Annotated in this window: 16 protein-coding genes; 5 read left to right on the top strand and 11 right to left on the bottom strand. The window is 61.4% G+C overall.

Annotation, left to right across the window (positions count from 1 at the left end):
* Positions 1 to 704: 704 nt before the first annotated feature.
* From ACP7A2_RS20090 to ACP7A2_RS20075, 4 genes are all read left to right on the top strand, one after another.
* Complete coding sequence (locus tag ACP7A2_RS20090; protein ID WP_426135612.1) at positions 705 to 2402, top strand: molecular chaperone HscC; 1698 nt, start codon at positions 705 to 707, stop codon at positions 2400 to 2402.
* A gap of 11 nt (positions 2403 to 2413) precedes the next feature.
* A complete protein-coding gene (locus ACP7A2_RS20085; protein WP_426135611.1) occupies positions 2414 to 4018 on the top strand; it encodes a J domain-containing protein in 1605 nt (534 codons plus the stop codon).
* Between the two features lie 153 nt (positions 4019 to 4171).
* Positions 4172 to 5422 carry an OprD family porin gene (locus ACP7A2_RS20080; protein ID WP_426135610.1) on the top strand — a complete coding sequence of 417 codons (1251 nt, stop codon included), beginning with the start codon at positions 4172 to 4174 and terminating at the stop codon, positions 5420 to 5422.
* Between the two features lie 83 nt (positions 5423 to 5505).
* Complete coding sequence (locus tag ACP7A2_RS20075) at positions 5506 to 6405, top strand: polysaccharide deacetylase family protein (protein WP_426135609.1); 900 nt, start codon at positions 5506 to 5508, stop codon at positions 6403 to 6405.
* Between the two features lie 30 nt (positions 6406 to 6435).
* Here the strand turns inward: ACP7A2_RS20075 and pcaC are convergent, their stop codons facing one another.
* The 11 genes from pcaC to pcaR form a co-directional block, all read right to left on the bottom strand.
* Entirely contained in the window at positions 6436 to 6828 is a 393-nt protein-coding gene (gene pcaC, locus ACP7A2_RS20070; RefSeq protein ID WP_060753777.1) for a 4-carboxymuconolactone decarboxylase, read from the bottom strand.
* Between the two features lie 325 nt (positions 6829 to 7153).
* Positions 7154 to 7945: a 3-oxoadipate enol-lactonase gene (gene pcaD, locus ACP7A2_RS20065; RefSeq protein WP_426135608.1), complete on the bottom strand. Its 792-nt coding sequence runs from the start codon at positions 7943 to 7945 to the stop codon at positions 7154 to 7156.
* Positions 7946 to 7955: 10 nt separating this feature from the next.
* A complete protein-coding gene (locus ACP7A2_RS20060) occupies positions 7956 to 9320 on the bottom strand; it encodes a 3-carboxy-cis,cis-muconate cycloisomerase (RefSeq protein ID WP_426135607.1) in 1365 nt (454 codons plus the stop codon).
* Positions 9321 to 9330: 10 nt separating this feature from the next.
* Complete coding sequence (locus ACP7A2_RS20055) at positions 9331 to 10626, bottom strand: MFS family transporter (protein ID WP_426135605.1); 1296 nt, start codon at positions 10624 to 10626, stop codon at positions 9331 to 9333.
* A gap of 203 nt (positions 10627 to 10829) precedes the next feature.
* Complete coding sequence (gene pcaG / locus ACP7A2_RS20050; RefSeq protein WP_426135604.1) at positions 10830 to 11396, bottom strand: protocatechuate 3,4-dioxygenase subunit alpha; 567 nt, start codon at positions 11394 to 11396, stop codon at positions 10830 to 10832.
* Position 11397: 1 nt separating this feature from the next.
* Positions 11398 to 12102 (bottom strand): protocatechuate 3,4-dioxygenase subunit beta, encoded by a 705-nt coding sequence (pcaH, locus tag ACP7A2_RS20045; protein WP_426135603.1) that lies wholly within the window; start codon positions 12100 to 12102, stop codon positions 11398 to 11400.
* Positions 12103 to 12119: 17 nt separating this feature from the next.
* Positions 12120 to 13322, bottom strand: a complete 1203-nt coding sequence (gene pcaF, locus ACP7A2_RS20040; protein WP_426135632.1) for a 3-oxoadipyl-CoA thiolase — start codon at positions 13320 to 13322, stop codon at positions 12120 to 12122.
* On the bottom strand, positions 13319 to 14098 hold the full coding sequence (locus ACP7A2_RS20035; RefSeq protein ID WP_426135602.1) for a CoA-transferase subunit beta: 780 nt from the start codon (positions 14096 to 14098) through the stop codon (positions 13319 to 13321). The genes pcaF and ACP7A2_RS20035 overlap by 4 nt, the downstream gene beginning before the upstream one ends.
* The gene (locus tag ACP7A2_RS20030) at positions 14098 to 14955 is read right to left on the bottom strand and encodes a CoA transferase subunit A (RefSeq protein ID WP_426135601.1); all 858 of its coding nucleotides are present in this window, start codon (positions 14953 to 14955) and stop codon (positions 14098 to 14100) included. The genes ACP7A2_RS20035 and ACP7A2_RS20030 overlap by 1 nt, the downstream gene beginning before the upstream one ends.
* A gap of 295 nt (positions 14956 to 15250) precedes the next feature.
* Positions 15251 to 16591, bottom strand: a complete 1341-nt coding sequence (locus tag ACP7A2_RS20025; RefSeq protein WP_426135600.1) for an MFS transporter — start codon at positions 16589 to 16591, stop codon at positions 15251 to 15253.
* A gap of 147 nt (positions 16592 to 16738) precedes the next feature.
* On the bottom strand, positions 16739 to 17581 hold the full coding sequence (gene pcaR, locus ACP7A2_RS20020) for a pca regulon transcriptional regulator PcaR (protein WP_145162733.1): 843 nt from the start codon (positions 17579 to 17581) through the stop codon (positions 16739 to 16741).
* Positions 17582 to 18130: 549 nt separating this feature from the next.
* Between pcaR and ACP7A2_RS20015 the strand changes: the two genes are divergently transcribed.
* Entirely contained in the window at positions 18131 to 18331 is a 201-nt protein-coding gene (locus tag ACP7A2_RS20015) for a hypothetical protein (protein ID WP_003189295.1), read from the top strand.
* Positions 18332 to 18514: the final 183 nt, after the last annotated feature.

Here is an 18514-nt window from a genome sequence, read left to right as displayed (position 1 = left end):
CGGCTGAAATCGGTTCCGCTCTTACAGCGGGTCACTTTTGGAAAGAGCCCAAAAGTAACCAAAAGGCTCTCGCCCCACCACTCGGCACCTCGCTGTGGCTCGGTGTGCCCGCACGCAGGCTTGAATCCGTGGGCCGCCGCGATGGGCCATCCTTGGCCCAGCGCGGCTAACCCGGCGTCCTGCCGGGTTACCCACGGATTCAAGCCTGCGTGCGGCCAGCGTGGTTTACGGGGCGCCTCAGATCAAGATCAAGATCAAAAGCAAGAGCACGGCGGCCTGGTAGCCGACCTGAGTGGTTGGATCAAAGGCGCTTTTTTTTGAGCAGATTGCGATTCTCCAGGCAAATGGAGGCGATAAGTACTCTGTGGCGAGCGGGCTTGCCCCGCGTTGGGCTGCGCAGCGGCCCCCAAACCAGCGGCCGGAGATTGTCTGACTCACCGCATTCTTTCTTTCCAGGGCTGCTGCGCAGCCCAACGCGGGCGGTGCGACGATTCGACAAGCCCGCTCGCCACAGAGTACGTATCGCCTGTTCTTCCTAAAGACCTCGAAAGGGCTGGCTGTAAGAGCTGAACCCAAAGCCGCCGTTACCGCAGCAACGGATACGTACCCAGCAATCCCCTCTCCCCCAAACCTTGCCTTGCCTTCAACCTTTCAGGCTAAAATTAGTAACAGATTCTTACAAACCACAAAGGGAGCTTGTCGTCATGATCGTAGGAATCGACCTGGGCACGACCAACAGCCTCGCCGCTGTCTGGCGCGGCGATGCCACGGAATTGGTGCCAAATGCCCTTGGCCAGTTGCTGACCCCAAGCGTGGTCGGCCTGGATGATCAAGGCCGCGTGCTGGTCGGCCAAGCTGCCAAGGAGCGCCTGCACACCCACCCGCACCTGACCACCTCGCTGTTCAAGCGCTACATGGGCAGCGCCACGGAAGTGCGTCTCGGCGACCGTTCGTTTCGCCCCGAAGAACTTTCGGCGCTGGTGCTCAAAAGCCTGAAAGAAGACATCGAGCGCACCTACGGCCAGACCGTCACCGAAGCGGTGATCAGCGTGCCCGCCTACTTCAGCGATGGCCAACGCAAAGCCACGCGCATCGCTGGTGAGCTGGCGGGGCTCAACGTTGAAAAACTGATCAACGAGCCCACCGCTGCTGCGCTGGCCTACGGGCTGCACCAGCGCGACAAGGAGACCTCGTTTTTGGTGTTCGACCTCGGCGGCGGCACCTTTGATGTGTCGATCATCGAGCTGTTCGACGGGGTGATGGAAGTGCGCGCCAGCGCCGGCGATAACTTCCTCGGTGGCGAAGACTTCGACACCTTGCTGCTCGAACACTTCGTCGACAGCCAGCGCAACGCTCAGGGTTTCCCGCCCACCAGTAGCGTGCTGCAAGCCCTGCGCCGCGAAGCCGAGCGTGTGCGCAAAGCCCTGGGCCAGGACGACAGCGCCGAGTTCGCCTTGCGCGTTGACGGCCAGCAATGGGTAACAACCATCACCCAGCAGGACATGGCCAAGCTCTACACGACACTGCTGGAACGCCTGCGCGCGCCGATCGAACGCGCCCTGCGCGATGCGCGGATTCGCGTGGGTGACCTTGATGAAATCCTGCTGGTGGGCGGTACCACGCGCATGCCGCTGGTGCGCAAACTCGCCGCTGGCTTGTTCGGGCGTTTCCCCTCTATCAGCCTCGACCCGGACCAAGTCGTCGCCCACGGAGCCGCCATCCAGGCCGCGCTCAAGGCTCGTTCGGCGGCGCTGGAAGAAGTGGTGCTGACCGACGTGTGCCCCTACACCCTGGGCATCGAAACCGCCAACCAGTACGGCGGCCACATCGAAAGCGGCCATTACCTGCCGCTGATCGAGCGCAACAGCAGCGTGCCTGTGAGCCGGGTCAAAAGCGTGGTCACCCTTTCCGACGACCAGACCCGCGTGCTGTTGAAAATCTACCAGGGCGAAAGCCGTCTGGTGAAAGACAACATCGAGTTGGGCCAGCTGGAAATTCCGGTGCCCAAACGCAAGGCCGGCGAAGTTTCGCTGGACGTGCGCTTCACCTACGACAACAACGGGTTGCTCGAAGCCCAAGTGAACATCCCGTTGACCGGCGAGCAACATTCACTGGTGATCGAAAACAACCCTGGCGTGCTGAGCCCGGAGGAAATTCAACAACGTCTGCAAGCCTTGGCGCTGCTGAAGGTTCACCCGCGCGACCAGCAGGTCAACACCGTATTGACCGCCCGCCTCGAGCGCCTCTACCAGGAAAGCCTGGGCGAGATGCGCGAAAGATTCGGGCACTTGGCCGCACAATTCCAGCAGGTGCTCGACACCCAGGACGAGCGGCGCATCCGCGAGGCCCGCAGCGAACTCACCCGTCAACTTGAGCAACTCGACAACGGGTTCTGGCACTAAGGGAACACAACATGGACTGTTGGACAGTGTTGCAACTGGCGGACGACGTCGACGAACGCACGATCAAACGCACCTATGCGCGACTGCTGAAAAGTTGCCGCCCGGACGATGACCCCGAAGGTTTCCAGCGCCTGCGCGAAGCCTATGAGCAGGCATTAAACGAAGCGCGCTGGCGGGCGGACGACGAGGAGCACGCGCACGACGTCGTGGTAGAACAAGCCTGCGCCAACCTCAACAACCTGGATGAACAAATGGTCGTTCGCCCAGTCAGCCCTGCGCCGTTCGACGCGCCCGCGCCGAACCCGGCCGAAGCACTGATCAGCGGCCTCAACGCCAGCAATCTGGATGAACGCTGGGCCCAGGCCCAACAGCAACATTGCGCCGATGCGTTCCAGGCCGCCCTGCTGCGCCATTGCTTTGAAACGCCCGCTGAGCGCGGCGCGATTGCCGCGTGGGCGGTTCAACATCTTGAATGGCTGACACCCTGGCAACAGGTGTCGATGGCGCCCTGGCAGCACGAAGCACTGGCGGGGGAATTGCTCCAGCAATATCGAGGCGAGTTGCAGGCGCTACTGGAACAAAAAGCCGAGCGCGAATTCGTCACCCAGCTCACGCGTTGCAACACTCAACCCTGGTTGCGGGTCTTCGACCTGCAACAGCAATGGCAACGCATGCTCCTGCAATTGCTTCACGACACCCAATGGAGCGTGCCGTTGTTTGAGCGCGTGTGTCAGGTATTTGGCTGGGACGATCAGAAAGGCGTATACCCCGAACCCGCCTGGATGTGGCGCAGCCTGGTGTCTCGCTGCGAACAGGAAAGCTTCTTCGCCAACCTGCAGGAAAAGGCGCTGAACGGACCGCGCAACTCGCCCGAAACGTTGCCTGCGCGGTTGCTGCTAACCCCCATGCCTGCCACCGAACAGGTTCGTTTGCTCGCCAAGTTTGGCGACGACCAATGGAAGGCGTGCCAGCAATTGTCCGAAAAATTCGCATGGCGCTATCCATCGTTGGTTGATCGCCTGCCTCAACCCGATGTGTTTTTCTGGCGCAAGTTTCTGCCACGCCGGGTCAGCGATCAAACCTGGGGCAGGGTATGGGGCGGCTTGGCCATCGCTACTGCCCTGGCGTCCATTCACCTGAAAAAAAGCCCTGCCCCCGTCGAACTCATCATTTTCATGTTGATGACGTTTCTACCCACCGTGATCGCCATACGCGTCACCCAGGCCTGGGCAGTCATCACTGCGCACCTGATCGTCGCTGATTTGTGGCTCAGCGAGCGACTGCTGTCCAAACGTTTCAACCCGCGCCAGTACTGGCTGGTGCTGCGCCACGGTGTTCCGCAGGTAGGAATGCTGTTGATGTTCGGCTTCGTGATGGGCCTGATGGGTATGCTGACTTACGCGGGCATGATCCTGATCAACCTGTTCACTAGCCGTCGCATCGGTGAGGTCAGCGAGTCCTTCAACGAAAAATGGCCATGGATCTGCGGGCTGCACTGGGGTTACTGGAGCCCGCTGCAAGTGGGCTTCCTGGTGGTCATGGTGGTCGTGACCCTCGCCTGCCAACTGTACCTGCCCGCCTTCCCTTTGACCCGGCTGGTAGAGTACCGAATGTAAACGTCGCGCAGGCGGGCTACCCCGTACCGGGCGGCCCGCCAACTTACGTTCGATCATCGCCCACAACCCGCACTCCCCCACTTTCATCGCCCCCACACCGCCAAGCACCATGGCCGGCACCTGCATAACCCCAATAACAACAGGTCCCTCGCCATGAGCACTTTGCATCCGCGCCAGCTGTTGCTGGCCACTGCTGTCGCCAGTTTTGCCTTGCCCGTCGTCGCCGAAGAACACGGCTTTCTCGAAGACGCCAGCGCCAACCTCAACCTGCGCAATTTCTTCTTCAACCGCAATTACACAAACCCGACCAAAACCCAGGGCGGCGCGCAGGAGTGGACGCAGAGTTTCATCCTCGACGCCAAGTCCGGCTTCACCCAGGGCACGGTGGGTTTTGGGCTGGATGTGTTGGGTTTGTATTCCGAAAAGCTGGATGGCGGGCGCGGCACCGGCGGCACTCAGTTGCTGCCACTGGACCGCGATGGGCGCCCGGCGGATAACTTCGGGCGCCTGGGCGTGGCCTTCAAGGCGCGGTTTTCCAAAACAGAAGTGAAAGTCGGCGAGTGGATGCCGGTGCTGCCGATCCTGCGTTCAGACGACGGCCGCTCCCTGCCGCAAACCCTGCGCGGCGGGCAGATCACGTCAAAGGAAATCGACGGCCTGACCCTCTACGGCGGCCAGTTCCGCGCCAACAGCCCGCGCGACGACAGCAGCATGACGGACCTGTCGATGTCCGGTAAAACCGCCTTCACCTCCGACCGCTTCAACTTCCAGGGTGCCGAGTACGCCTTCAACGACAAACGCACACAGGTCGGCGTCTGGAATGCCCAGCTCAAAGACATCTACCGCCAGCAGTTCGTCAATGTGATCCACAGCCAACCACTGGGCGACTGGACCCTGGGCGCCAACCTCGGCTTCTTCTATGGCAAGGATGACGGCAGTGCCCGCGCCGGTGAGTTGGACAACACGACCTGGTCCGGCCTGTTCTCGGCCAAATACGGCGGCAACACGTTCTACGTCGGCCTGCAAAAACTCTCCGGCAACAGCGCCTGGATGCGCGTCAATGGCACCAGCGGCGGCACGCTGGCCAACGATAGCTACAACGCCAGCTACGACAATGCCCAGGAGAAATCCTGGCAGGTGCGCCACGACTTCAACTTCGTGGTACTGGGCTTGCCCGGCTTAACCTTGATGAACCGCTACATCAGCGGCAGCAACGTGCACACAGGCTTGATTACCGACGGCAAGGAATGGGGTCGCGAGAGCGAATTGGGCTACACCGTGCAGAGCGGCAGCCTCAAAAACCTCAACGTGCGCTGGCGCAATTCGAGCATGCGGCGCGACTACAGCAACAATGAGTTTGATGAAAACCGGTTGATCGTCAGTTACCCGATCAGCCTGCTGTAAACCGCCGCTGAACTTGCGGTATGGTGCGCGCCTGCCGCTGCTGATCCGCCCAGCAGCGGCCTTCATTCGAGCCCGCGCCCACCATGAAATCCTTCGCGATTGCCTGTGCACTGCTTGCCCTGGCTTTGAGCCTCAGCGGCTGCATCGGCGCGCCCATCGCCCTGACGCCGCAGACCGAACAGCGTTTGCAGGCGCAGGCGCCGATTCGATTCCTGCTGACCTTTGATGATGGCCCCAGCGCCTCGGGCTACAACAACCCGAGCCGCTCGGTGGTGGCTGACCTGGCGAACAACCCGGTATTGCCGGGCATCAAGGCGGTGTTCTTCGTGCAGACCGAGGCCTCTCGCTCCGGCGGCAGTTCACGGGGTCGCAAGACCATGGAGCGCGAATACGCGGCCGGGCATATCCTGGGCTTTCACACCGCCACCGCGTTTCATACCAACCACCGTTGGCTGAACGATGCCGAGCTTGAAAGCACCCTCACCCAGGGCGCCGCCGATATTGCGTCAATCACCGGCGCTTCGCCCTTGCTGGTGCGCCCGCCCTTCTGGAACTACGACAAACGCACCTTCGCCGCCTACACGCGTCACGGCATGCGGGTGTTGTTGACCGACCTGAGTGCCAATGACGGCAAGATCTGGGGCTTCAATGGCAGCCCGCGCCGCCGCGCCAACCTGTACCGGCAATTGTCGGTGGTGCGCGAGCGCATTGCCTTGGGCGAACTGCCGACGGTGGACGGCGTGATACCGGTGGTGGTGACCTTCCACGACATCAACCGCTACACCGCGCGGCACCTGCAGGAATACCTGCAGATCCTGATGGACAGCGCGCGCATCAACGGCATGAAAACAGCCGCCGAGCCGTTCTACACCGACCATGCCACCCTTGAGCGCGCGGCGCTGGCGCGCACGGTGAACGATGTGAATGAACCCGTGCATCTGCCCGGCGTGTGGAACTGGGTGTGGGACGCGGATTCCCACTGATGATCATCCCTACGCTGCCCGTGGCAACGATCATTGCCGGGATTCGACGCCCAGTTCATCCCACACTGACTCTGCCAGGTGAAACGTCGCATTCGCGGCGGGAATTCCGCAGTAGATCGCGCTCTGCATCAGCACTTCCTTGATCTCGGCGCGGGTTACGCCGTTGCTCGCGGCGGCGCGCAGGTGCAGTTTGAGTTCCTCGCTGCGGTTCATGCCGATCAACATCGCGATGGTGATCAGGCTGCGGGTATGCCGAGGCAGCCCCGGACGGGTCCAGATATCCCCCCAGGCGTGACGGGTGATCATCTCCTGAAACTCGCTGTTGAACTCGGTAAGAGCGTTCAGGCTACGATCGACATGCGCGTCGCCCAGCACTTCGCGACGCACCTGCAGGCCGTCGGCATAACGTTGTTTCTCGTCCACAAAAAACTCCTAGTTCGCGTTAATGATGAGTGAGTGGGCTTGCCGTGGCATGCAGGCTTATTGTGGCAAGCGGGCCTGTTGTGGCAAGCAGGCCTTTTGTGGCGAGCGGGCTTGCCCCGCGTTGGGCTGCGAAGCGGCCACAAAACCAGCCGACCCTGTTTATCTGGAAGAACGCGGTGACTGAATCAGGGCTGCTTCGCAGCCCAACGCGGGGCAAGCCCGCTCGCCACAACGAGCCCGCTTGCCATATCTAAACTGCTCACCACATCAAGCCTGTTTGCCACAACAAGCCCGCTCACCACCATCAGCCTCACCCGCCACAGATTCAGCGGGCCAGCAGAAATTCCAGCACGCGGTCACTGAACGCGGCGCCGGCCTGGACGTTGGACAAGTGCGCCGCATAGAACTCGGCGTACTCCGCCCCCCTCACATGGGTCTGGATAAAATGGCTGCCGGCAGGCGGTGTAACCGCGTCTTCACTGCCGGCAATCACCAGCGTCGGTACGCTGATTGAACCCAGTTGCTCACGCAAGTCCGCGTCACGCACCGCCGCGCAGTTGGCGGCGTAACCCTCAGGTGAGGTGGCGGCGAGCATGTCGGTGATCAGCCTGGCCTGGTCGGGATGAGCCTCGGCAAAATCGGGTGTAAACCACCGCGCAATCGAAGCATCGCGCAGCGCGACCATGGCTGCGGCGCCGTCACGCAACACCGTCTCAATACGTGGGTTCCACACTTCGGGCGTGCCGATTTTGGCGGCGGTATTGCACACCACCAAGCGGCGCAAACGCTCGCCCGCGTGGATACCCAACCACTGACCAATCAGACCGCCCATGGACAGGCCGCAAAAATGTGCGCGGGGGATTTCCAACGCATCAAGCAACGCGATGACGTCCTGGCCCAACTGCTCAATGCTGTAAGGGCCTTCGGTTACCAGGGATTTGCCGTGGCCACGGGTGTCGAAACGCAGCACCCGGAAATGCCTGGTGAAGGACTGCATCTGGATGTCCCACATATGCAGGTCGGTGCCCAACGAGTTGGACAGCACCAGCACCGGCGCATCCATGGGGCCGTCGAGTTGATAATGCAGTTCACCCTCAGCGAGTCTTACAAAAGCCACGGCAATCTCCTTATGCGTTCAATGAGAAGTGGTCGCTGACTGCGCGAGTAACCCACGTGTGGGCCTGCCCCAGGTAATGGGCCGGGTCGAGCAAGCGGTCCAGTTCAGCCGCTGACAACTCGGCAGTGACGCGCGGCTCATCGGCCAATACCGCACGCAAATGGCGACCCTCGGCCACCGCACGTTTGCAGCATTGCTCCAGCAGATGGTGCGCAGTTTCGCGGCCCAAGCGTTGAGCCAGCACGATGCTGACCGCTTCGGCCAGCACCAGGCCGCGGGTCAGATCCAGGTTGTGGGCCATGCGTGCGGCGTCGACTTCCAACCCTTCACTCACCAGCACTGCCTGCTTCAAGGCACCTGAAACCAACCGGCAAATTTCCGGCAGGGTTTCCCACTCGGCATGCCACAAGCCCAGGCTGCGCTCGTGCTCCTGAGGCATGGCGCTGAACATGGTCGCCACCAACCCCGGCACGCGGGTGGCGGCGCTGATCAGCACGGCGGCGCCCACCGGGTTGCGTTTGTGCGGCATGGTCGAGGAACCGCCTTTGCCGGGTGCCGACGGTTCGAACACTTCGGCCGCTTCGGTCTGCATCAGCAGGCTGATGTCGCGGCCAAGCTTGCCGAGGCTGCCGGCGATCAGGCCGAGGGCGCTGGCGAATTCGACCAGACGATCGCGTTGGGTATGCCAGGGCTGCTCGGGCAAACTCAGTTGCAACTCGCCAGCCAAGGCTTCGGCCACCGGCATCGCGTGATCGCCGAGCGCGGCCAGCGTGCCGGAGGCACCACCGAATTGCAGCACCAGCAGGCGCGGTTTCAGTTCGGCAAGACGTTGGCGACTGCGCGTCACGGCCCCCAGCCAGCCGGCGATTTTCATCCCCAGCGTGACCGGCGTTGCGTGCTGCAACCAGGTACGCCCGGCCAGTGGCACGCCTGCGTAACGCTGCGCTTGCACCGCAAGAATCCCGCCCAACTGCGCAAGATCCGCTTCGATCAAGGCCACTGCATTGCGCAATTGCAGGACCAGTCCCGTGTCCATCACATCCTGGCTGGTCGCACCCAGGTGCACATAACGTTCGGCGCCAGCGTCTTCACTGGCGATCAACGTGCCCAGCGCCTTCACCAGCGGAATCGCCGAGTTCCCCGCCGTGGCAATCGCCACGCCGAGGGCATCCACGTCATACAGTGACGCCAGGCAGGCCTGGGCGATCGGTGCGACGGCGGCCTGCGGAATCAGCCCGACCTGCGCCTGGGCCCGAGCCAGGCCCGCTTCAAAATCCAGCATGCCCTGCAGGCGCCCCGTATCGCAGAACACCTCGGCCATGCTGTCAGCGGTGAAGTAAGCGTCGAACAGTTGATTGCTCGTGCGCAGTGTCATAACTCATCCCTTACAAATCGTGGTGCAAATAAGCCGCCTGCTTCGGCAGACGCAAGCTGAACAGGAACGCCACGGCCATCATTGCGGTGACGTACCAGTAGAACGTGTTTTCCATGCCCATGGTCTTCAGGCCCAGGGCTACGTATTCCGCCGAGCCGCCGAAGATCGCGTTGGCCACTGCATAGGCCAGGCCCACGCCGAGTGCGCGTACTTGTGGCGGGAACATTTCGGCTTTTACCAAGCCGCTGATCGAGGTGTAGAAGCTCACAATAGCCAAGGCTACGGTGATCAACACAAACGCCAGAAACGGGCTGGTCACGGTTTTCAGGCTCAACAGGATCGGCACCGTGCACAGGGTGCCCAGCGCGCCGAACCAGAGCATGGAATTACGGCGACCGATCTTGTCTGCCAGCATGCCGAACAGCGGCTGCATGCACATGTAAAGGAACAGCGCGCCGGTCATGATGTAGCTGGCGGTCTTGGCGTGCATCCCGGCGGTGTTCACCAGGTATTTCTGCATGTAAGTGGTGAATGTGTAGAAAATCAGCGAGCCGCCGGCGGTGTAGCCGAGCACCGTGATAAACGCCGCTTTGTGATCGCGAAACAGTGCAGCGATGCTGCCGGCGTCCTTGTCTTCACGCATTTCCTTGCTGGTGGTTTCCTTGAGGGTGCGACGCAGCAGCAGGGAAATCACCGCCGCAATGGCGCCGATCACGAACGGAATCCGCCAGCCCCAGGCGCGCAACTCTTCTTCGGTGAGCAGTTGTTGCAGGATCACCACCACCAGCACCGCCAGCAGTTGCCCGCCGATCAGGGTCACGTACTGGAACGAGGCAAAGAAACCACGCTGGCCCTTGAGCGCGACTTCACTCATGTAGGTCGCGGTGGTGCCGTACTCGCCCCCCACCGACAACCCCTGAAACAACCGCGCCACCAGCAGCAAGGCCGGGGCCCAGGCGCCGATGTCTTTGTAGGTGGGCAAAAAGGCGATGACCAGCGAGCCGGCGCACATCATCAGCACCGAGATCATCATCGAGTTTTTGCGCCCGTGTTTGTCGGCCACCCGGCCAAACAGCCAGCCGCCGATAGGCCGCATCAGGAACCCGGCGGCGAACACGCCCGCAGTGTTGAGCAGTTGGACGGTAGGGTCGTCCGACGGGAAAAAGGCCGGGGCAAAGTAGATGGCGCAGAAGGCGTAGACGTAAAAGTCGAACCATTCGACGAGGTTGCCGGAGGACGCACCGACAATCGCAAAAATCCGTTTGCTGCGTTCTTCTCCGGTGTAGTGACTGGTTGTTGTTGTCATGTTTTCTCACTCAGTGGGAACGGTTATAGCCTAGACATACTTTGCAACATCCATGTTCCGCAAGCAGAGTTTTGATAGGTGCTGCTTTGGAGGACGCTATCGCAGGCAAGCCAGCTCCCACATTCTGATTTGTAAATACCTTCAAATGTGGGAGCTGCGGTGCGACGATTCGACTTGCCTGCGATGGGGCCCTCAAGACCGGCTCAATAATCGAAGAACACCGTTTCCTTGTCCGTGCCCTGCAAAATCACATTCCAGTGATGCACACCGGCCGCATCGAGCCTGGCAATCAACGTGCTACGCCGTTCAGCCGGCACACACGCCAGCAACGGGTCGTCCCCATTCAGCGCTTCCCCGTCAAAATAAATTCGCGTCAGCAAGTGCTTCACCAACCCACGGGCGAACACCAGCACCACCAAATGCGGCGCCTGCGTCGTACCGTTCAACCCCGGCACGGCGCCCGGCTTGATGGTGGTAAAGCGAAACCGCCCATCGGCGTCTACCGGCACCCGGCCGAAGCCTTCGAAGTTCGGGTCTACGGCTTTGTCCTGCTCATCCTCAGGATGGTCGTACTTGCCGGCGGCGTTGGCTTGCCAGACTTCGAGCATGGCGTCGTTGACGACATCACCGTTGCCATCCACCACTTGCCCGCTGATCGCCACTCGCTCGCCAAGGGTGGCGGGCACGGTCAGGTCTTCGCGGTTCAGCCAGGTCAGGCCGATGTGGTAATACGGCCCGACGGTGTGGGACGTGGTCGCGTTGAGTGTCATCTCATTTCTCCATCGGCGTGGCGTCGCGGCCGCGCAGGACGATGTCCCAGCGGTAGCCGAGGGCATAGGAAGGAATGGTTTTTTCCAGATCGAAGCTGGCGATCAGGCGCTGCTTGGCCGAGGTGTCGGGCACGCAGTTGTAGATCGGGTCGTATTCGAGCAGCGGGTCGCCAGGGAAATACATCTGCGTCACCAACCGCGTCAGCACACTGGGGCCGAACAGCGAAAAGTGGATATGCGCCGGGCGCCACGCGTTGTGGTGGTTGCCCCACGGGTAGGCGCCGGGCTTGATGGTCTGGAATTGATACCAGCCCTCGGCGTCGGTGACGGTGCGGCCGGTGCCGGTGAAATTCGGGTCCAGCGGCGCGTCGTGCAGGTCGCGCTTGTGGTTGTAGCGGCCAGCGGCGTTGGCCTGCCAGATTTCCACGAGGATGCCCGGCACCGGTAGACCATTCTCATCCAGCACCCGGCCATGAATGATGATGCGTTCGCCCTGGGGCTCACCGTCATGCTGAGCCGTCAGGTCATTGTCATTCTCGCCTACTCGCTCGGCGCCAATGGTCGGGCCGGTAATTTCCGACAAGGAATGGGGCAGAAACACCAACGGCTTGGACGGCGAACGCAGGTTCGTCGACTGATAGGCCGGGTGCAGGTAATCAGGCTGGGTGCCCGCTTGCGGGCGCCGGTAACCGGGCTTGTCACTCATGCAGCAATCCTCTCTTGTTAGATGCGTTCAATCGCCAGGGCCAGGCCTTGGCCGACGCCCACGCACATAGTCGCCAGGCCTTTGCGGCCGCCGTTTTTTTCCAGCTGGTGCAATGCAGTCATTACCAACCGCGCGCCGCTCATGCCCAGCGGATGGCCGAGGGCGATGGCGCCGCCGTTCGGGTTAACGTGAGGCGCATTGTCGGCGATACCGAGTTCACGCAGCACCGCCAGGCCTTGGCTGGCAAAGGCTTCGTTGAGCTCGATCACGTCAAAATCAGTGACGGCCAGGCCCAGGCGCTCTACCAGTTTGCGCACGGCGGGCACCGGGCCAATGCCCATCACACGCGGGGCGACACCGGCGCTGGCCATGCCCAACACGCGGGCGCGGGCGGTCAGGCCGTGTTTTTTCACCGCCTCGGCAGAGGCCAGGATCAGCGCGGCGGCACCGTCATTGACCCCCGAGGCGTTGCCTGCCGTGACGGTCTTGTCGGGACCATTCACTGGCTTGAGTTTGGCCAGGGCTTCCAGGCTGGTGTCCCGTGGATGTTCATCGTGTTCCACCACGGTTTCGCCTTTTTTATGGGCGACCCGCACCGGCACGATCTCTTCGGCGAAGAAGCCTGCAGCCTGAGCGGCCGCCGTGCGTTGCTGGCTGCGCAGGGCGAAGGCGTCCTGGTCAGCGCGTGAGACGTTGTAGTCGTCGGCCACGTTGTCGGCGGTCTGCGGCATCGCATCCACGCCATACTGAGCTTTCATCAACGGGTTGATAAAACGCCAGCCGATGGTGGTGTCTTCCAGCTTCATGTTTCGCGAAAACGCCGCGTCAGCCTTGCCCATCACGAATGGCGCGCGGGACATCGACTCGACGCCGCCGGCAATCGCCAGCTCCATTTCGCCGCTGGCAATGGCGCGAAACGCCGTGCCGATGGCGTCCATGCCCGAGGCGCACAAACGGTTGAGGGTCACGCCCGGAATGCTTTCCGGCAGGCCGGCGAGCAGCAGCGCCATGCGCGCGACGTTGCGGTTGTCTTCACCGGCCTGGTTGGCGCAGCCGAGGAACACCTCATCGACCATGCTCCAGTCCACCGAAGGGTTGCGCTCGATCAGCGCCTTGATCGGCAATGAAGCCAGGTCATCGGCTCGCACGGTCGACAGGCCACCGCCGAAACGGCCGATAGGGGTGCGAATGGCATCGCAGATAAACACGTCACGCATCAGGCTTCTCCCGGCGCTTGGCCGTGGGCGGCGGCGGTGCGTGCTTCAAGATCACGCAGGGCGGTCAGTTCGACCTCAGTGGGTTCGGCCGTGGTGGCGACCTGATCCGCAAAACGGATCGCCCAGCCGGTGGCCGCGACGACTTGCTCTCGGGTCACGCCTGGGTGCAGTGCGGTGACCACGAATTCATGGGTGCCCTCTTCCGGCTCCATGGTGCACAGGTCGGTAATAATGCCCACCGGACCGGCGCCTGGCAGGCCCAGACGCTTGCGTGAATCGCCACCTTCGCCGTGACCGACCGAGGTGATGAAATCCAGCTTGTCGACGAACGAGCGTGCCGACTGCTTGAGGATGATCAGCACGCTTTTGGCCGAACCTGCAATTTCCGGCGCGCCACCGGCACCCGGCAGGCGCACTTTGGGCTGGTGGTAGTCACCGACCACGGTGGTGTTGATATTGCCAAAACGGTCGACTTGAGCGGCGCCGAGAAAGCCGACGTCGATGCGCCCGCCTTGCAGCCAATAGCGAAAAATCTCACCGGTCGGCACCACGGTGTCAGCGGTTTCAGCCAGTTCACCATCACCGATGGAAAGCGGCAGTACCGAGGGCTTGGCGCCGATCGGGCCGGACTCGTAAATCAGCACCACGTCGGGTGAGGAGGTCAGGCGTGCGAGGTTGGCGGCCTTGGAGGGCAGGCCGATGCCGACAAAACACACGGCGCCATTTTTGAGACGGCGCGCGGCGGCGACGGTCATCATTTCATTGGTCGAGTAAGCCATTAACGGGCCTCCTGCGCGGTGGCCAGCCTGGCCTGGAATTCACTGAAGTCGGCAGTGCCGTGGATGTAGTTGTCGATCCAGGCGGTAAAGGTCCCACGGTCGCGGGCGATTGGGTCCCACGCCTGATAGAAACGGTTATCGCGCTCGTTGTAGCCGTGGGCGTAGGACGGATGTGCTCCGCCAGGAACATGACAGACCGCCGTCAGGGCCCAGGTCGGCAGCACACAACTGTTCATCGGTGCGTTCAAGTCGTCGACGATTTCTTCAACCGTGACGATGCAGCGCTTGGCCGCCAGGGCTGCTTCTTTCTGCACGCCGAGAATGCCCCAGAGCAAGACGTTGCCCTTGCGGTCGGCCTTTTGTGCGTGGATCACGGTGACGTCCGGGCGCACAGACGGCACGGCTGCCAGCACTTCGCCGGTGAACGGGCAGGTCACGGTCTTGATCAGCGGGTTGACCTTGGGCAAATCGGAACCGGCGTAGGCACGCAGCACCGCAAACGGTAGGCCCGAAGCACCCGCAACGTAGGCATTGGCCAGGTCGGCGTGGCTGTGTTCTTCAATCTCCAGCGGCTGTGGCCACTGCTTCTCAACGGCGTCGCGCAGGCGATGCAAGGAGCCCACACCGGGGTTGCCGCCCCAGGAGAAAATCAACTTGCGGGCGCAACCGGCGCCGATCAACTGGTCGTAGATCAGGTCAGGCGTCATACGCACCAGCGTCAGGTCTTTCTTGCCCTGACGAATGATTTCATGCCCCGCCGCTGTAGGGATCAAATGGGTAAAGCCTTCGAGCGCGACGGTATCGCCGTCGTTCACAAAGCGCTTTACCGCATCACGCAGGGTAAGGATTTCAGCCATGGGGTTGGGCTCCCGGTATGGATCGAAAGAGACGCTGGGGTCGCGCCGAAGTGCTTGAAGATTAAGCCGGGGATAAGGCCCGAACAATCCGATAATCGACACAGCGTTCGATTATCGAACGGATTGTTGTCTGGCTAATTACTTGGAGAAACACCGTCAATCCTGGAGTTGGTTTTTGTGGGAGCTGGCTTGCCTGCGATGCAGGCACCTCGGTCTCTCAGTGAAACCGCGGTGATGCTATCGCAGGCAAGCCAGCTCCCACATAAGCCAGCTCCCACAGGAATGGTGACACTCCTCAGGTGGCGTCGGCGTGGCTGACCATCCCTTTGATCAGCACCGCAGCGGTAGCCAATGCGGCCGGGATCACCAGCGCAGTAAGCACCTGCTCGAAATTCCAACCCAGGCCAAGCAAGGTCGCGCCCATCCACGCGCCAAGAATCGCGCCGAAACGGCCGATGCCAAGCATCCACGACACGCCGGTGGCGCGGCCCTGAGTCGGGTAAAAGCGCGCGGCCAGGGACGGCATCGCCGATTGCGCGCCGTTGACGCACATCCCGGCCACCAGCACCAACGTCGCCAGCACGGTGATATTGCCCAGGCTCTGCCCCACTGCGTAGGCAAACACCCCGGCCAACAGGTAGAAAGTGCCGATGACTTTGTGGGGGTTGAACCGGTCCATTGCCCAGCCCACCCCGACTGCGCTCAGCACACCGCCAAACTGGAACAAGGCGCCGATGAACGCGGCCTGCTCCATGCTGGCGCCGCTGTCACGCATCAGGGTCGGCAGCCAACTGGTGAGCAGATACACAATCACCAGGCCCATAAAGTAGGTGAGCCACAACAACAAGGTGCCGGCGCTGTAGGTGCCGGAGAAGATCACCGCGAATACGTTGCGCGCCTTGACGGTTTTCTGCTCGGGCACGCTGAAGCTGGTGGCCTGGGCGACGAGGTTGGGCTCGATGGGTGACAGGGTTTTGCGCACTTTGTCGGTGCCGCGATTGCGCACCACCAGATAGCGCGCCGACTCCGGCAGCCACACCATCAGCACCGCCGCGAGGATCAACGGCAGGATCCCGCCGATCATCAACAGCGCATGCCAGCCGAATGCCGGGATCAGCTTGGCCGAGATAAAGCCGCCACCGGCCATGCCGAGGTTGAAGCCGCAGAACATGCTCGTCACCAGCAGCGACTTGTGACGTTCCGGGGTGTATTCGGAGAGCAGCGTGGTGGCATTCGGCATTCCCGCGCCCAGGCCAAGCCCGGTGAGAAAGCGCAGTACCAGCAATTGATCGACGTTGGCGCTGTAGGCCGACGCCAGGCTGAAAGCGCCGAACACCAACACCGCGCCGACCAATACCACTTTGCGGCCGAAGCGGTCGGCCAGTGGGCCGGAGCCCAGCGCGCCGAACACCATGCCAATCAACGCTGCGCTCATCACTGGGCCGAGGCTGGCGCGGTCAATGCCCCAATCCTGGGACAGCGCCGGCGCAATAAAACCCATGGCGGCCGTGTCGAGGCCATCAAGGAACACAATCAGGAAACACAGGATCACCACGCGCCACTGATAGCGCGACAGTGGCTGGGTGTTGATGAAGGACTGCACGTCCAGGTTCGTACCGAGAGAAGGCTGATTCATTATTGTTATTTCCACACCGATGGGCGGGCTGGCGACCTGTGGCCGTCATTATTATTGGGGGCAGCGTTGAGAGCGCTGCCGCACATTAATAAGCCTGGGCAAACCCCGTCAATTCACCCGGCGGGTAACTGTGCGGTCACCGAACACTTAGGCAAATAGCTGAGCACTCAGCTCACGGCTGGCACTGAGCATGCTCGGCAGGAACCGCTGCTCCAGCTCGCTGCGGCTGACCCGCCCGGCGTGGGTGCTCACGTTCAGCGCGGCCAATACCTGGCCCGACGCGTCGTAGACCGGCACAGCGATGGACCGCAGACCCTGCTCCAGTTCCTGATCGACAATGCACCAACCTTGCTGACGCACTTGTTGCAGGCATTCGAACAAGGCGTCGGGGGTGGTCAGGGTGCGGCTGGTCTTGGTCTGCAGGTCGGCGTGATCGAGGTAGTCCTGTAGCGACGCATCGTCGAGCGCCGCGAGCAGGATGCGGCCCATGGACGTGCAATACGCCGGCAAACGGCCGCCCACCGACAGGTCTACGGAAATCAAACGCTGGGTGGTGGCAGAACGGGCGATATAAAGGATGTCATCGCCTTCGAGGGTCGCCATGTTGCAGGCTTCATGCAGCTGCTCGCTCATGCGGTCCAGGTAGGGCTGGGCCGATACCGCCAGCGGCGTGGACGACAAATAGGCATGGCCCAGGGTCAACACTTTAGGCAGCAGCGAGTAGGTGCGCCCGTCGGTGGTGGCGTAGCCGAGTTTGATCAAGGTGTGCAAGCAACGGCGCACAGCGGCGCGGGGGATTTCCGTGCGGTGGCTGATCTGGGCGATGGTCAGGTGGCGCTTGCGCTCCTGGAACGCCTGCACCACGGCCAAGCCGCGAGCCAGGGAGGTCATGAAATCCGGATCACCGGTAAACGCCTGAATGCGCTTGGCCGGTGACGCCACGATCGGCGGCGCCACTGACGCGAAGGAGTTGCGCAATTGATCGTTCATTTCAAGGGTCCTTTCTCTTGTTTTCAACCGCTGGGAGGGTTGGCCGCTATTACAAGCCGCGCCGGACGGGATGCACAAGGCAGCCCCGGCAACATTGGGCGATTATCGGACGATCATTCGATTATCGCAATTTTTGCCGCCAAGCCCGCCCGCGCCTCACTGGACGAATTCACACGGTGGACAAATTCATGCCGCTACGTCGATAGAGTACGAACTATATGACACACAAGATTGACTCAAACTGACGCGCGCATGTAACAAAACCCTCATACAACGTTGACGCTTTTTAACTTCACGGTGATAGTGTTATTCAAACGCCCCGCTATAATGAGCCCTGTGCAGAGGTCAGCCCGGTATGCCTGTCGGGATTGGAGCTCGCCAGGCGTTGCGAGGTGCAAGCATCGCCAGTTATACGTATCGGCTTAAACGAATTACCGTGTGCCCCCTTTCAAACTTGAACGGTTGCGTTGTTCAACTTGAAATAACCCGAGCACGATTTTCAGGCATGACGCTGCACATTAAATACACTCAACTTAATTAGGTAACACTGTGACGAAAGACGAACTGCGCGCGGAACTTGAGCGCCAGGAGCAACGTTACAAGGACGTTTACGGCGGGGAAGTCACCACCTACGCCGCCCAACCTGAGCCGGAGCGCAAACCATGGCGCAAGCGCGCCAGTTTGCTGGATCAGGCATTTGCCCAGGAAATCCAAAAGATTGAACAGGAACTCAAAACCGAAGAACCATAAACGCTTCGGTTTGAGTTTCATGGTTTTGCCACCACTGCTGGCGCATTGCCAGTGGTGGGCAGCCTGATTCATGACAGGTGCCTGATCGCCTCCAGCAAAATTTCGTACAAATGTTTCAGGCATGACAGTTGGATGACAAAAATTGTCATTTTCAGCCTCGCGCTTTATAAATCAAAGACTTGC

The sequence above is a fragment of the Pseudomonas sp. PWP3-1b2 genome, from assembly GCF_049896045.1.
Taxonomy (GTDB): Bacteria; Pseudomonadota; Gammaproteobacteria; order Pseudomonadales; family Pseudomonadaceae; genus Aquipseudomonas; species Aquipseudomonas antarctica_B.
The sequence above is the reverse complement of the archived record's forward strand: the minus strand, read 5'-3'. Positions and strand labels throughout refer to the sequence as shown.

Excerpts from the sequence above, each read along its gene's own strand:
- ACP7A2_RS20055 (WP_426135605.1), bottom strand. The coding sequence starts at position 10,626 with ATGACAACAACAACCAGTCACTACACCGGAGAAGAACGCAGCAAACGG.
- ACP7A2_RS20075 (WP_426135609.1), top strand. The coding sequence starts at position 5,506 with ATGAAATCCTTCGCGATTGCCTGTGCACTGCTTGCCCTGGCTTTGAGC.
- pcaG (WP_426135604.1), bottom strand. The coding sequence starts at position 11,396 with ATGACACTCAACGCGACCACGTCCCACACCGTCGGGCCGTATTACCAC.
- ACP7A2_RS20025 (WP_426135600.1), bottom strand. The coding sequence starts at position 16,591 with ATGAATCAGCCTTCTCTCGGTACGAACCTGGACGTGCAGTCCTTCATC.
- ACP7A2_RS20085 (WP_426135611.1), top strand. The coding sequence starts at position 2,414 with ATGGACTGTTGGACAGTGTTGCAACTGGCGGACGACGTCGACGAACGC.
- ACP7A2_RS20060 (WP_426135607.1), bottom strand. The coding sequence starts at position 9,320 with ATGACACTGCGCACGAGCAATCAACTGTTCGACGCTTACTTCACCGCT.
- pcaR (WP_145162733.1), bottom strand. The coding sequence starts at position 17,581 with ATGAACGATCAATTGCGCAACTCCTTCGCGTCAGTGGCGCCGCCGATC.
- pcaH (WP_426135603.1), bottom strand. The coding sequence starts at position 12,102 with ATGAGTGACAAGCCCGGTTACCGGCGCCCGCAAGCGGGCACCCAGCCT.
- ACP7A2_RS20035 (WP_426135602.1), bottom strand. The coding sequence starts at position 14,098 with ATGGCTTACTCGACCAATGAAATGATGACCGTCGCCGCCGCGCGCCGT.
- ACP7A2_RS20030 (WP_426135601.1), bottom strand. The coding sequence starts at position 14,955 with ATGGCTGAAATCCTTACCCTGCGTGATGCGGTAAAGCGCTTTGTGAAC.
- ACP7A2_RS20090 (WP_426135612.1), top strand. The coding sequence starts at position 705 with ATGATCGTAGGAATCGACCTGGGCACGACCAACAGCCTCGCCGCTGTC.
- ACP7A2_RS20080 (WP_426135610.1), top strand. The coding sequence starts at position 4,172 with ATGAGCACTTTGCATCCGCGCCAGCTGTTGCTGGCCACTGCTGTCGCC.